Origin of the sequence: Sulfurimonas crateris (assembly GCF_005217605.1) — a bacterium.
Lineage (GTDB): Bacteria > Campylobacterota > Campylobacteria > Campylobacterales > Sulfurimonadaceae > Sulfurimonas > Sulfurimonas crateris.
Genome location: NZ_SZPX01000003.1, coordinates 236,599 through 248,292 on the forward strand (window position 1 = coordinate 236,599; position 11,694 = coordinate 248,292).

General features: G+C 39.8%; 15 protein-coding genes and 4 tRNA genes. 9 read left to right on the forward strand and 10 right to left on the reverse strand.

What is annotated here, in order from left to right:
• Positions 1-25 precede the first annotated feature (25 nt).
• From FCU45_RS05215 to FCU45_RS05225, 3 genes are read left to right on the forward strand one after another with little or no spacing between them, the layout of a single operon-like run.
• Positions 26-553 (forward strand): FMN-binding protein, encoded by a 528-nt coding sequence (locus FCU45_RS05215; protein ID WP_137012992.1) that lies wholly within the window; start codon positions 26-28, stop codon positions 551-553.
• Positions 553-1,026 (forward strand): hypothetical protein, encoded by a 474-nt coding sequence (locus FCU45_RS05220; protein WP_246032248.1) that lies wholly within the window; start codon positions 553-555, stop codon positions 1,024-1,026. The genes FCU45_RS05215 and FCU45_RS05220 overlap by 1 nt, the downstream gene beginning before the upstream one ends.
• Positions 1,010-1,456, forward strand: a complete 447-nt coding sequence (locus FCU45_RS05225) for a hypothetical protein (RefSeq protein ID WP_137012994.1) — start codon at positions 1,010-1,012, stop codon at positions 1,454-1,456. Before FCU45_RS05220 ends, FCU45_RS05225 begins: the two co-directional genes overlap by 17 nt.
• On the opposite strand, the gene FCU45_RS05230 is transcribed toward FCU45_RS05225, so the two are convergent.
• Both FCU45_RS05230 and FCU45_RS05235 read right to left on the reverse strand, forming a co-directional pair.
• Positions 1,421-2,374, reverse strand: a complete 954-nt coding sequence (locus FCU45_RS05230; protein WP_246032249.1) for an FAD:protein FMN transferase — start codon at positions 2,372-2,374, stop codon at positions 1,421-1,423. The genes FCU45_RS05225 and FCU45_RS05230 overlap by 36 nt on opposite strands.
• A gap of 17 nt (positions 2,375-2,391) precedes the next feature.
• Entirely contained in the window at positions 2,392-3,420 is a 1,029-nt protein-coding gene (locus tag FCU45_RS05235; RefSeq protein ID WP_137012996.1) for a bifunctional 3,4-dihydroxy-2-butanone 4-phosphate synthase/GTP cyclohydrolase II, read from the reverse strand.
• 156 nt (positions 3,421-3,576) lie between these two features.
• Between FCU45_RS05235 and FCU45_RS05240 the strand changes: the two genes are divergently transcribed.
• The 4 genes from FCU45_RS05240 (at position 3,577) to FCU45_RS05255 (ending at position 4,701) form a co-directional block, all read left to right on the forward strand.
• A tRNA-Met gene (locus FCU45_RS05240) sits at positions 3,577-3,653 on the forward strand.
• A 20-nt stretch (positions 3,654-3,673) separates the two neighbouring features.
• Positions 3,674-3,748 (forward strand) — tRNA-Gln (locus FCU45_RS05245).
• A gap of 24 nt (positions 3,749-3,772) precedes the next feature.
• Positions 3,773-3,849: transfer RNA gene (locus tag FCU45_RS05250), tRNA-Met, on the forward strand.
• A gap of 285 nt (positions 3,850-4,134) precedes the next feature.
• Positions 4,135-4,701 (forward strand): hypothetical protein, encoded by a 567-nt coding sequence (locus FCU45_RS05255; RefSeq protein WP_137012998.1) that lies wholly within the window; start codon positions 4,135-4,137, stop codon positions 4,699-4,701.
• Between the two features lie 139 nt (positions 4,702-4,840).
• On the opposite strand, the gene FCU45_RS05260 is transcribed toward FCU45_RS05255, so the two are convergent.
• The 4 genes from FCU45_RS05260 to FCU45_RS05275 form a co-directional block, all read right to left on the reverse strand.
• Positions 4,841-5,125, reverse strand: a complete 285-nt coding sequence (locus FCU45_RS05260) for a type II toxin-antitoxin system RelE family toxin (RefSeq protein ID WP_137013000.1) — start codon at positions 5,123-5,125, stop codon at positions 4,841-4,843.
• The gene (locus FCU45_RS05265; protein WP_137013002.1) at positions 5,115-5,366 is read right to left on the reverse strand and encodes a type II toxin-antitoxin system Phd/YefM family antitoxin; all 252 of its coding nucleotides are present in this window, start codon (positions 5,364-5,366) and stop codon (positions 5,115-5,117) included. Before FCU45_RS05265 ends, FCU45_RS05260 begins: the two co-directional genes overlap by 11 nt.
• Positions 5,367-5,441: 75 nt before the next feature.
• Positions 5,442-5,996 carry a YqiA/YcfP family alpha/beta fold hydrolase gene (locus FCU45_RS05270; protein WP_137013004.1) on the reverse strand — a complete coding sequence of 185 codons (555 nt, stop codon included), beginning with the start codon at positions 5,994-5,996 and terminating at the stop codon, positions 5,442-5,444.
• Positions 5,997-6,026: 30 nt separating this feature from the next.
• Entirely contained in the window at positions 6,027-7,007 is a 981-nt protein-coding gene (locus tag FCU45_RS05275; protein ID WP_137013006.1) for a Fic family protein, read from the reverse strand.
• 142 nt (positions 7,008-7,149) lie between these two features.
• Between FCU45_RS05275 and FCU45_RS05280 the strand changes: the two genes are divergently transcribed.
• Positions 7,150-7,500, forward strand: coding sequence for a sirohydrochlorin chelatase (locus tag FCU45_RS05280; protein WP_137013008.1), 351 nt, complete (start codon positions 7,150-7,152; stop codon positions 7,498-7,500).
• A gap of 6 nt (positions 7,501-7,506) precedes the next feature.
• Here FCU45_RS05280 and FCU45_RS05285 read toward each other — a convergent pair whose 3' ends face one another.
• The 4 genes from FCU45_RS05285 to FCU45_RS05300 are packed head-to-tail and all read right to left on the reverse strand — an operon-like array spanning position 7,507 to position 11,355.
• Complete coding sequence (locus FCU45_RS05285; protein WP_137013010.1) at positions 7,507-8,541, reverse strand: polysaccharide deacetylase family protein; 1,035 nt, start codon at positions 8,539-8,541, stop codon at positions 7,507-7,509.
• A gap of 25 nt (positions 8,542-8,566) precedes the next feature.
• Complete coding sequence (gene mgtE, locus FCU45_RS05290) at positions 8,567-9,928, reverse strand: magnesium transporter (RefSeq protein ID WP_137013012.1); 1,362 nt, start codon at positions 9,926-9,928, stop codon at positions 8,567-8,569.
• Between the two features lie 9 nt (positions 9,929-9,937).
• Positions 9,938-10,378, reverse strand: coding sequence for a ribosomal protein S18-alanine N-acetyltransferase (rimI, locus tag FCU45_RS05295; protein WP_137013014.1), 441 nt, complete (start codon positions 10,376-10,378; stop codon positions 9,938-9,940).
• Entirely contained in the window at positions 10,375-11,355 is a 981-nt protein-coding gene (locus FCU45_RS05300; RefSeq protein ID WP_137013016.1) for a DUF2156 domain-containing protein, read from the reverse strand. The genes rimI and FCU45_RS05300 overlap by 4 nt, the downstream gene beginning before the upstream one ends.
• Before the next feature lie 184 nt (positions 11,356-11,539).
• On the opposite strand from FCU45_RS05300, the gene FCU45_RS05305 reads away from it, so the two are divergent.
• Positions 11,540-11,614 (forward strand) — tRNA-Gln (locus FCU45_RS05305).
• Positions 11,615-11,694: the final 80 nt, after the last annotated feature.

Here is an 11,694-nt window from a genome sequence, read left to right on the forward strand (position 1 = left end):
CGACAAATTCAGGAGCCCTAACGCTATGAGAAAACTTTTACTTTACCTACTTATCTTTTTGACACTGCCGCTAAGTGCGAAGATGCTTATATCTCCAATCGATGCGATGAAGCAAAACTATGGAGTAAAGAGTGAAATTATCGAAGAGAGCATTATTCTCAGCGGTGCTGAGGCAAAGAAGATTCAAGAGGCATCACAGGTAAAACTGGGCACTAAGATATTTAAGGTTTTTAAAGCCGTGCAAGATGGCAAAACTCAAGGTTACGGAGTTTTGATCAACAGAAAGATCCGCTCAAAAAATGGTGTCGTGCTCTACATGATATCGCCAGAGTCTATTTTAAAAGGCATAGAGGTCATAGCTTTTAACGAGCCTATGGAGTATGTGCCTTCTGGAAAATGGATGAGCCAATTTGAAAACGTAGATACTCAGACGTCGCTTATGCTCTCCAAAGATATTCCCACCATCACAGGGGCAACTCTAAGTGCGAAAAGCTTTGTAGACGGTTCAAGAGTCGCTTTTGCTCTTTACAATGAGCTGTTAAAAGGCAAATAGTGAAATTCACCGTTATAAAAAACCTTCAAAAAGATAGCGCTATGAGCCTTATACTGAGAGGTTTTCTTCTTTTTATACTTCTTTATCTTATCTCTGACATCTTTGTTATGAAGTCAAACTTCGGCATCTCGCCCGAAACTCTGAATGCAACACTTTTTGGAGATGAAGAGGCTTACATAGACCCGATGAACGAAGCATCTTTTTTGGAGTTTTGGCATACGCAGATATTTTTTATAATGATGATCCTGCTCACCCTTAGCTCCATCTTCATCAGAGTTGCAAAAAAAAGCAGAGCCATTCTTACAAACACCCTTATGATAAGTGCCATCCTATCACTCATCTCGCTGCCTTTGGCTTTTTACCTATCAAGCTTTTTTGTAAACATATATCTTGTAACCTATTTTCTCTGGCATCTTGTGGCTCTTTATATGATCGTCTACTCATTTTGGAAACTAAATGCAAGAAGCGTATAAACTATCCATCCTCCACTACTTGGCATTTTCTCTGCTTCTAATAGTTAGTGCGGTTATGCTTTTTGAACACAAGATAGGCTTTAGTTACAGCGCTGTTTTAGAGTACTACATCGGTAATGAAGAGCAGTTTATCTCTGCTCAGAGTGCAGGAGGAGTTTTAAAAATAGTATTGCCGCACATCTTTGTGTTTGGGCTTTTTGCTATGGTGCTTTTGCACTTTTTGGTATTTACGAAGCTAAGAGAGAAAAAAAGTCTGCTTCTTCTCATCTACACTGCATTTGGGGTGGCTATGCTTGAGATATTCTCCCCGTTTTTGATTATAAACGGATTTGAATTCTTTGCATATATAAAACTTTTTTCGTTTTTTGCTCTTTTAGCACTTATCTTATATATCTCATGGCTGCTTTTTGAGAGTATCTCTTATGAGTAGGTTCTTTGTATACTCTGATATATTTTTGCCAATAACAAGCTCGCCATCGCTCTGCATAACGATATAACCTACTCCAAGAGCATCCAAAAACTCATAAGCCTTTTTCATCGGCATTACGCTTGCCGCAGTCGCATAAGCATCCAAGTCACTACTTGAAATCTCGCTAACAAGAGTTATAGAGACAAAGAGGCTCTGCGGCTTTTTGGTTTTTGGGTCGATTAGGTGATTATTCTTGGTTGAGGTGACATATCTGTTATAGTTTCCGCTAGTTGTGATACCAAGGTCATCTTTTGTAGTCTCAAACGATAACAAAACATCATCTTCTTTAAAAGGACTTTGCACCTCTATCCTGCACAAAGAGAGACATCTTATATCTCCGCTTGCCGCTATTACAACGCTCTTTGCATCTTTGCTTCTAAAGAACTCCGCAGCTTTATCCACGCCGAAACCTTTGCCCATACCGCCGAGGTCTACTTTTGCGCTCTCCTCTAAAAAAGCCTCTTTTTCATTAAATCTCAGAGCGCCAAAGGAAACATACGCACCTGCTAACTCAGCCAAAGATGCAACACGCTCATCCTCTCCGAATCTGTAGAGATCTTTTGTGATCGAGCCGATAGTAATGTCGAAATATCCATCTGTTGCGGCATAGTACCTTTTACTCAAAAGAAGTGCCTCATAACTAAAAGTGTCAAGCTCTGCGTGTCTGTTTTTGTTGAGTCGGTATATATTTGCATCTGGATCGTAAGATGAGAGAGACTTCTCAATCTCTTTTATGATATCAAACCCCTCTGTTATAAGGTCGGCATCCCTCTCATCTGCAGTGATAGTGACAAGAGTGGACATAATTACTTGAGTTCTAGAAAGAGTTTTGGCATCTAAAAAAGAGAGAAGAAGTAAAAAAAGTGTGAGTAGTTTCAAGAGAGTTTAGATATTTGCTAAATATCTATAACCTCGTTTATCTCTAACCCAAAGCCGCCAAGTCCTACAAACTCGGTCGCTTTCATGGAGGTTAGCAGGTTCATCTTTGAGATGCCGAACGATTTAAGTATCTGAGCACCTATTCCAAACTCTTTCATGGCAGCGTTGTCATGGTGTGTAGGCTTGTTAATGAAGATCAAAACACCGCTGTTCTGTTTTAGGTACTCGATAGACAAGATAAGATTGCTGTACTTTTTCTGGTTTAAGAGAAGTTCCATATCCGGTATAACGTTATGGACTCTTACGTTTGCCACAGATGCAACATTATGAAACACTATCGCAGTATGTTCTATTTTGTCATGGTCGCTAAATGTGTACTTCTTTACCTTTGTACCGAAAAACTCAATATCTTCTACCTCAAGCTCGTTTACAAGCCTCTCGTTCGCAAGACGATACTCGACAATATCTGAGATAAAAACGGTTTTCAAGTTGTGCTTTTCGCCGAATATATCAAGATCGTCACGGCGTGCCATCGTGCCGTCCTCTTTGATTATCTCACAAATAACCGATGACTCGCTAAGTCCTGCAAGACGGCATAGATCAACAGAACCCTCAGTATGACCTGTTCTCACAAGTGTGCCGCCATCTTTTGCTATAAGAGGAAATATATGACCCGGTTTTACAAGCTCATCAGCGTGGCTGATCGGGTTTGCCAAGATCTTGATGGTATCGTCCCTCTCCTTTGCCGAGATGCCTGTTAGAGCATTTTTTGCATCGACTGAGACCGTAAACGCCGTCTCATAAGAGGATGTGTTTGAGCTTACCATCGGGTTAAGTTCAAGTCTTGTAGCGATATTTTTGCTGATCGCCACACAGATAAGCCCTCTTGCATGCGTTGCCATAAAGTTTACATGAGCCGGCGTAGAAAAAGCGGATGCATAGACCAGATCACCCTCGTTCTCTCTATCTTCATCATCGATCATAATGACCATGTGACCCTTTTTTATCTCGTCAATCGCTTCTAGTACTCTTTGTGTCGGTGTCATATTTACTCTTTGTTTTTAATACCGCAATTGTATAGAAAAGTTGATTAATTTTAGTTCAAACCGTTTTTGTAAATTTGGCTGGGCTTTTCTTGACAATGAAGACGTATTTGCCTATAATTCCACTCCAACAAACATATTGACCTTGTTTGTAAGTGACGCGGAATAGAGCAGTTCGGTAGCTCGTCGGGCTCATAACCCGAAGGTCACAGGTTCAAATCCTGTTTCCGCAACCAATTCTTTCACTTTTTATTGTTGGGGTATAGCCAAGCGGTAAGGCAACTGGTTTTGGTCCAGTCATTCGGGGGTTCGAATCCCTCTACCCCATCCACAAAATCCCTATTTATAGGCATATCGCGGAATAGAGCAGTTCGGTAGCTCGTTGGGCTCATAACCCAAAGGTCACAGGTTCAAATCCTGTTTCCGCAACCAAAAACCCCAATATTTCGGACTTTCTAGCCTCTTTCAAATTCTCTTTAAAAAAGCACTCGGCAAACATTCGGCAGTAACTCGGCATTTTTATTTCTCCATTTTCTTATTTAAAAGTTTACGCTCGGCAACTACTCGGCAATTAATTTGCATGTCTAGATCCCTCAAATTTAAAGAAGTAATTTACAGCTTATATTTCTTGCTTTACTTAGACTTTATCTTATAAAAAGTGAGGTATAACTAATAGATATTTTTTTGATACAATATAGTTTTTTGTCGGAAGATCTTATGCGTAGTCTTTTTTTATCTATTTTAGTGATGATACTTTTTAATGGATATTCTAAAAATCAAGTCTCTGCTTCTAAAGAGATCTCGTTGCCGCACTACAATCCAAGTAAAGCAAATCTATACTTTGTGAATACAGATACAGACTCTCTTGGAGAGTACAAAGTGACTTATCTATGCGACAGTGAAACGATCTCCATAGTTGTTCTATCAAGACAATACTCTTATAATGAAGTAGCTGCAGGTAAATGTTCTATATCCGTAATGCCTTACTCTACACATCCATTTCTCGAAGCAAGAAAAGATCATATTCCTTTGGAGATAAATGTTAAACCTGGAGAAAGCTATATATTTAAAATGGATAAAAATATAGATACAAAAACAGCTTTTAAAGCGATGTTTGCTCTATTTCCCGTACAGACCGTGCTTGATCATCATTTAACTGTTATACTTGAAGATAAATCAATCGGTGCCAAAAATATACAGGAAGTAATAGACTGGAAGCCGTTTTTAGTAGATAGACTATATCCTCCTCGCGCAAACGGCAAGACTATACGAGATTATCTATAAGTTAAACTTTACAGATATTCGCCGCACAAGAACATATACTCTTTTCTCGTTCAAAGTAGAACTTTGGAGCGCATGTGTGCATAAAGTAACAAACTAATATAATAGACTCTATGCCAAATATATTAGCGAGAGCAAGAGATTATAACCTACCTTTAAGATTATCGTAAATTTTATTTTTTTCTCTTTTCCATACGCTCAGCACAAGAACAACTATCTCTTCGTCTTTTATCTCATATGCAAGTCTATACCCAATATTTCTTAGCTTGATTTTATATACGTTTTCATATCCAGAGAGCTTGTCCTTCACTACTCTTGGACTCTCTAGCTGTTCTTGCAGTTTCTTTTTAAATTGTTCTTTTATCGTAGAGTTTAATTTTTTCCATTCTTTTAAGGCTTGAGGCATAAATTCAAGATTATAGCTCATTTACATCTACTCTAATTGGCTTTTCATCACTGTTTTTGGCTTTTTCTACTTCCAATGAAAGGTAGTAGTCATCTATAATATCCATCATCTTCTCATAGACTTTGCTCGGAACTAGATAGGCACTGGGTATGTTATGGTTAAGTATGGCGATGGCTTCATCTCCAGCTTCACTTAAAAGCTGTGTTGGAGATTTTTTTAGCTCTGTTATGCTCGCAGTATAGTTTGATAAAATCGGTTGCATTTTAAATCCTTTATTTAGTACTTAATATTATACTAAATATAGTATTTATTTGTCAAACAAGACATTTTTTAAAGCTCATATATTCAAATACCCTTTTATATCATCAAAATATCTCTCTATATTCTCAAAACTGTGGCTTCCGCCCTCTTCTATCGCAAACTTAGCATTAGGCAGTCTGTTTACGGCCTCTCTGTAATCAAGCAGCTCATCACCTTTTTGAAGCAACACAAAGAAGTTCTCCTGCTTTTTGGGTTCAACTCTATGCTCTTTTAACATCTCTATATGCGATTCTCTCCACTCAAAACTACTCTCATCATAAAAGTTTGGAGCAAAACCAAGCGCCTTTTTTAGTGTCTCATCCGGTTCTACAGACGGGTTGATAAGCACCGTTTTTAAGCCGTACTTCTCTGCCAGATAAATAGCGTAATAACCGCCTAAAGATGAGCCGATAAGATTGACCTTCCCGCCGTAAGACTCTATCATCTCTTCTAGCGTTTTTAGAGCCAGATGCGGAACGCATGAGAGAGAGGGAGCGATAAATGGCTCATCTATGCTCTTGAAATATGTGCGAAAAAGCTCTGCCTTGACACCGCACCCGCTACCGCCAAAACCGTGTATGTATATAGTCATCTGCCTCCTCCCTAGTTTGTGTTTTTAAATTTAAATTTCTTTTTCCAAAGCTTCCCAATGTCCGCCCTTAAGGCTTCCAACTCTTTGAACTCTGTTTTCATCTTTTAGTTTTTTTATAACTTTTTTCACACCGGATTCACTCATATCCAGTTGTTGACATATCTGCATGATGGTTATTTTATTATCTTGCATAATCAAATCCAAGATTTTTTGGTCACTTTTTTGGTCACTTTTTTGGTCACTTTTTTTAGATTCTTTTATATACTCTTTTAGTGATTGCGTTATTATCTCTAACATAAACTCTATAAAAGGTGTAGATTCTCCCGCACTTCCAGCATCTTCTAGCGCTTGATAGTATTCTAGTTGATGATTTCTTACCACACTTTCTATTGGCATATATGTAAAAATATCTTTAAAAGATTTAAGGATTACACTCTGCCAAAGTCGTCCGATGCGTCCATTACCATCGCTAAATGGATGGATGAACTCAAACTCGTAGTGAAATACACAACTTGCAATAAGCGGATGTTCGTCTGTACTTTGAAGCCACTCAAACAGCTCATCCATTAGTTTTGGTACTTGACTAGGCGGTGGTGCAACATGTGTTACGCCATCTTTGCCGCCGATACCTACGTTGCTGTTTCTATATGTCCCTGCATTATTTAAGAGATTTTCCATAAGGTACTTGTGCGCCTTTAATAGGTCTTTTTCATTTTTATAGCTGTATTTTTCTATATTGTCATACGCTTCAATCGCCCCTTTTACCTCTTCTATCTCTCTCATGGTTCCTAGAACTGTTTTGCCCTCTATTATGCTGGTAACTTTTGCTTCATCAAAGGTGTTTCCCTCTATTTGCAGCGTCCCTGTAATTGATCTGATCCTATTTTTTTTACGAAGTCTTAGAGTATTATAATTTTTATCTATATATTTTATATCAGATATAAGCTCAGATATTTCACTTACTTGCTTTATGATTTTTGATGTATTAGTATATGGCGGTTTATAGCTCATCCCAAACTCTCTCTATCTCTGTTTTTACTTTAATTGCACTTATAATGGTTTTAATGATACGATTGTTTTATTTAATTGAACCATAAACGGTGCGTGTAAACGCAATTATGCTATATTTTCGTATATAAATTAAGGTTTGAAGATGAACGGATATATACTGCTCTCGCACGGTAGCAAGGTCAAGGCGTCAAATGACGCTACAAGAGAGGTTTTAGAGAAGTTACGGGTAAATATTGAAAATATAGAACTCGCTTTTTTAGAGTTGGCTGAGCCCGATTTTGAAGATGCGGTAAAGAAGCTAAAAACGGCGGGCGTTAGCAGCGTTACTGTTTTGCCTCTCTTTTTGGCTCCGGGAAAACATGTCAGAGAAGATGTCCCACATCTGGCTTCAACATGCTCAAAAAAATATGACATTAAAATAGAAGTTTTAGATCACATAGGTGCTAATAGCGCTTATGCAAAGATGATAGAGGATATTCTTCTTAGCAGATAGCTTTTGCTATTTTACTATCCAGAGATGGCTATACCAGTACCATCTGCCCTCTTCTGCCGAGGCCGTACAAGTGTATCTGTCTCTTGGAGCCTTTAGCGCTTCATCTGCTTGAACGCTGAACTCTCTATCCGATGCCCACTCAACGGTTATCGCTTTTCCGCTGGAGAGGTAACACCCTACATTTTTTACTGGATATTTGAGCTTTATGGTGAGTTTTGGAGGATTCTGCTCTTTTACCAGAGGCTCTATCGATGAGACGCTATCTATTGGAAGAGGCAGAGTTTTAATCTTTAGAGTAAAACCATCCATATCCGCGTACGCCTCCGACATTGCAAAGCGCGGCAGAGTCCTTGTATCACTATGCATTCCAATTGCACCAGACGTCTGAGTAATTCCGATATATCCCAAGCTTTGAATATACTCCGCACTCTCTTTCGTATACTCTCCAAAAGGGTATGAGAATAGCTTTGGGTTTTCGTTTGTAGTCTCTCCCAGCTCCTCTTGAAGTCTCTTTTGAGCGCCCTCTATCTGCTCTTTTATGCGCTTTTTCCAGCTATGCTCATCTTCGCCCTCTTGAGGGAGCATATAGTCATGTGTTTTTGAGTGGTTCGCAAACTCCGCTCCAAAGGCTTGCATCTCACGCATCTCATCCCAGCTCATATAATTTTTTGAACCGCTATCTGCCGACGTGCTGTTTACAAAAACCGTAAAAGGGAAGTTGTACTCCTTAAACTTTGTAAACGCATTAGTGTATATGCTTTTATAAGCGTCATCTATAGTTAGTGCAACTACTTTTTTTGGGATCTCTCTGCCCTCTATGATATGACGGACTATCTTTGAGAGGCTCCAGACCTTGTAGTCGTTTTGCGAAAGATACTGCAGATGTTTTTCAAACTGCTCCATTCTGATATTTGTAGATGGGTATCTGCTATCGCCAAAACGGTGGTACATAAATACAACTGCGCCTTCATCGCTATTTTTGGCGCTCAACAACTCTGAAAAAAAGAGTAAAAGTAAAAAACCAAGTAACAATTTTCTCATTTTAACACCCGCTTTTTTTCTTTTACTATAGCAAAATTATGGTTGCCAATCCAAGAAAACTAAAAAAGCCTACAATGTCCGTAACCGTTGTAAGAAGCACGGAAGAGCCTACCGCAGGGTCGATATCTGCCTTTTGAAGAAGCAGAGGGATGAGCGAGCCGAAAAATCCCGCCGTGATTATATTTATAACCATAGAGGCAGCTATTACAACTCCAAGCAGAGGCATTGAGAACCATATCCAAGCGATGATGCCGATAGCGACGGCAAATATTAAGCCGTTCATTAGAGCCAGATAGACCTCTTTTAAAATAGTCTCTTTGGCATCTTCGCTGCTTATGTCTCCAAGCGCCATCTGGCGTACCGTTACGGTCAGTGTCTGCGTTCCCGCGTTTCCGCCCATAGATGCTACTATCGGCATCAGTACCGCAAGTGCGACAAGTGATTGCAGGGTCGCATCAAAAAGACCGATAACGACGGATGCCGCAATAGCCGTTATAAGGTTTATACCAAGCCAGTAAGCACGATACTTACCGATGTGAAAAAGGCTCTCCTCCTGTTCCGCATCCTCATTAACACCCGCAAGGTTATAGAGCTGTCCGGTCGCACGCTCTTCGATGATGTCGTAGATGTCATCCGAGGTTATACGTCCAAGAAGTTTGCCTTTTGCATCTGTGACAGGAATTACACCCATATCGTACTTTGATGCGACCTCTACTACATCGTGAATATCATCCGAAGCCTTGACCGAGATGGTATTTACTCCATCTTTTACAAGCTCTTTGTAATTTACGTTCGGTCCAAGAAGTATTAGATCTTCTAGTGGAATCGAGCCCAAATATTTGCGGTTCCTGGTAACCACATAGACCTGATAGACGCTGTCTAGCTCTTTTTGGGCTTTTAAGCGTTTAAGACGGCGTATGGAGTCTCCGACCTGCTCATCTATAAATGCAGAGAAAAGCTCGGTCTGCATATAAGCACCCGCTTCATACTCATCGTATGCTATAAGAGTCTGCAGATTTTCTCTATCTTTATGCGGAAGGCTCTCTAAAACCTCTTGAGCTATTTTTTCATCGACCTCTTCAATGTTGCGGAGAAGTTCTGCCGCATCATCGGTATCGAGCGTATTTGCCAAAGAGGCAAGTTCGCTTGGCGTGAAGTACTCTACTATCTCCTCATGACAGTGGCGGGGAAGCTCTATCATAACATGGGCTTGAAGTTCTTGCGGCAGTTTAGAGAGTTCATCTAGGTATAGTTTTTCACCTTCATCACGCAACTCAAGCAGATCTTCTGCGATATCGTAAGGGTGCAGACTAGCATCAATACCCTCTAAATATTTTTCTACTTTATCTCTAAGCGCATCAATCAACTCTTGCAGTGACAGTTTCATATTTTCTCCCTATTGTTCTATCTTTAATTGCATCAGATAGGCATCACAGCCGTCTCTGTAAAAAGCTTTTAGTTTTTTGAGCTCGCTAAAGCCCATTTTCTTATATAAAGCTATTGCCGCTTCATTATCCGTTCGCACTTCAAGAAGCACTCTTTTAAAACCTAAAGCCAAGAGCTCTTCTAATGCCAGTCGAAGAAGCTCTTGCGAAATTTTTCTATTGCGGTAGGAGGTGCCCACTCCCAAAGAGTAGAGTTTGGCATCTTTTCGCTTGATAAGCACCAAGATATAGCCCGCCAAAACACCGTCTATCTCCGTAACATAGAGCAGATTGTTTTTTATGTGATATGCAAAAGAACCCCTTGAGAGAGGGAAGTTTTGCGGTAAAAACAGCTCCCCCTCCAGCGCACAAAGCGAAGAGAGGTCTGCGTTTTTGGCTTTTTTGAGTATCATTTTTGGTAGATCGTATACTTTGGCACAAGTTTGAACGGACGGTATGACATCTTAACCTTGCGCAGGTTCTCAAAGCCCATATCATCACCTACATTTATATAGACAATTTCATAGTGCTCTTTTAGCATCTTGGAGAACTCTCTAAAGATAAACTGAGCGCATCCCAATATCTCAAAATCGGTTTTTTCTATAATGACCGTTGCCGTATCTTTGTTGATTCTCTCACCGACGGTAAAGCCCTTCAGCTCTCCGTTTATGTAGATTACCAAACCTATCAAAGAGAGCTCTTCGTAATATTTGAGCATCTGCTTTACCGCATGTCGCTCCTGATGAATACCCTCTAAAAAGTGTTCCGCCTCCTCTTTTGGCATATACTTGACCCTGTCGGATACCCATTTGTTAAATAGATGCATGATCTCATCTTTATGCTTTACGCTGTCTAGCTGTTCAATAACATAATCAGGATAGGACTTCATAAATTTGTTGATCTCGGTTCTTTTCGTGTGGTAACTGTTTCCGCGCAGCTCTATTAGTGCAGCCGCCTCGTAAACATAATCAACCAGTTTTTTCTCTACCAAGTAAGATTCCAGCATCTCAAACATACTTTGCGCCTCATCCGTGTTTTGGACGAACTCTTCGAGCATGGAAGATTGAACATAATCTATGCGGGAGTAGTATGGGGATGAGTTGTTCGTGTTCATGACCTTAAAACAGCTGATAATAGCATCCGTGATATGCTTTTTCTTTCCGATCGGAGGCAGAAGCATGGTCAGCTCGCCGCCCGTCATAACAAAAAGACAGAAACACTTATTTATAACTGCGTAAAATCCGCTGCTGTTAGCCAGCCAGATAAAATTGGCAGCAAAAGTGTAGTCGCTAAGATCAACATCCATCTTTGCCAAATACTCCTCCATAACGGGCTTTGTAGCTATTGTAAATCGTTTTAATTTCTGTTTGTTTACAGTTAAACTTCCCATGCATACTCTCCTTGCTTTTATAAATTATAATGGAATCATACATCTTTTTTCACAATTTGCAACTGCTATTTTTTTACCCCTTTTAAAGAGCATATTTCAGGGTTTTTTATATACTAATTAAGGGTGTTGTAAGGGGAGTATATTTATAATTCCATCCGTTTTAGAAAACTAATCTTTCACTTACTGGGGTATCGCCAAGCGGTAAGGCCGCGGCTTTTGGTGCCGCTATTCGGGGGTTCGAATCCCTCTACCCCATCCACACAAAATCCATACACAAAGATGCTCAATGGAAACCTTAGATTCAACCACTATCATTATAAGAACTCTCGTTTTTGTTGC

Excerpts from the sequence above, each read along its gene's own strand:
- FCU45_RS05215 (WP_137012992.1), top strand. The coding sequence starts at position 26 with ATGAGAAAACTTTTACTTTACCTACTTATCTTTTTGACACTGCCGCTA.
- FCU45_RS05225 (WP_137012994.1), top strand. The coding sequence starts at position 1,010 with ATGCAAGAAGCGTATAAACTATCCATCCTCCACTACTTGGCATTTTCT.
- FCU45_RS05235 (WP_137012996.1), bottom strand. The coding sequence starts at position 3,420 with ATGACACCGACACAAAGAGTACTAGAAGCGATTGACGAGATAAAAAAG.
- FCU45_RS05255 (WP_137012998.1), top strand. The coding sequence starts at position 4,135 with ATGCGTAGTCTTTTTTTATCTATTTTAGTGATGATACTTTTTAATGGA.
- FCU45_RS05260 (WP_137013000.1), bottom strand. The coding sequence starts at position 5,125 with ATGAGCTATAATCTTGAATTTATGCCTCAAGCCTTAAAAGAATGGAAA.
- FCU45_RS05265 (WP_137013002.1), bottom strand. The coding sequence starts at position 5,366 with ATGCAACCGATTTTATCAAACTATACTGCGAGCATAACAGAGCTAAAA.
- FCU45_RS05270 (WP_137013004.1), bottom strand. The coding sequence starts at position 5,996 with ATGACTATATACATACACGGTTTTGGCGGTAGCGGGTGCGGTGTCAAG.
- FCU45_RS05275 (WP_137013006.1), bottom strand. The coding sequence starts at position 7,007 with ATGAGCTATAAACCGCCATATACTAATACATCAAAAATCATAAAGCAA.
- FCU45_RS05280 (WP_137013008.1), top strand. The coding sequence starts at position 7,150 with ATGAACGGATATATACTGCTCTCGCACGGTAGCAAGGTCAAGGCGTCA.
- FCU45_RS05285 (WP_137013010.1), bottom strand. The coding sequence starts at position 8,541 with ATGAGAAAATTGTTACTTGGTTTTTTACTTTTACTCTTTTTTTCAGAG.
- mgtE (WP_137013012.1), bottom strand. The coding sequence starts at position 9,928 with ATGAAACTGTCACTGCAAGAGTTGATTGATGCGCTTAGAGATAAAGTA.
- rimI (WP_137013014.1), bottom strand. The coding sequence starts at position 10,378 with ATGATACTCAAAAAAGCCAAAAACGCAGACCTCTCTTCGCTTTGTGCG.
- FCU45_RS05300 (WP_137013016.1), bottom strand. The coding sequence starts at position 11,355 with ATGGGAAGTTTAACTGTAAACAAACAGAAATTAAAACGATTTACAATA.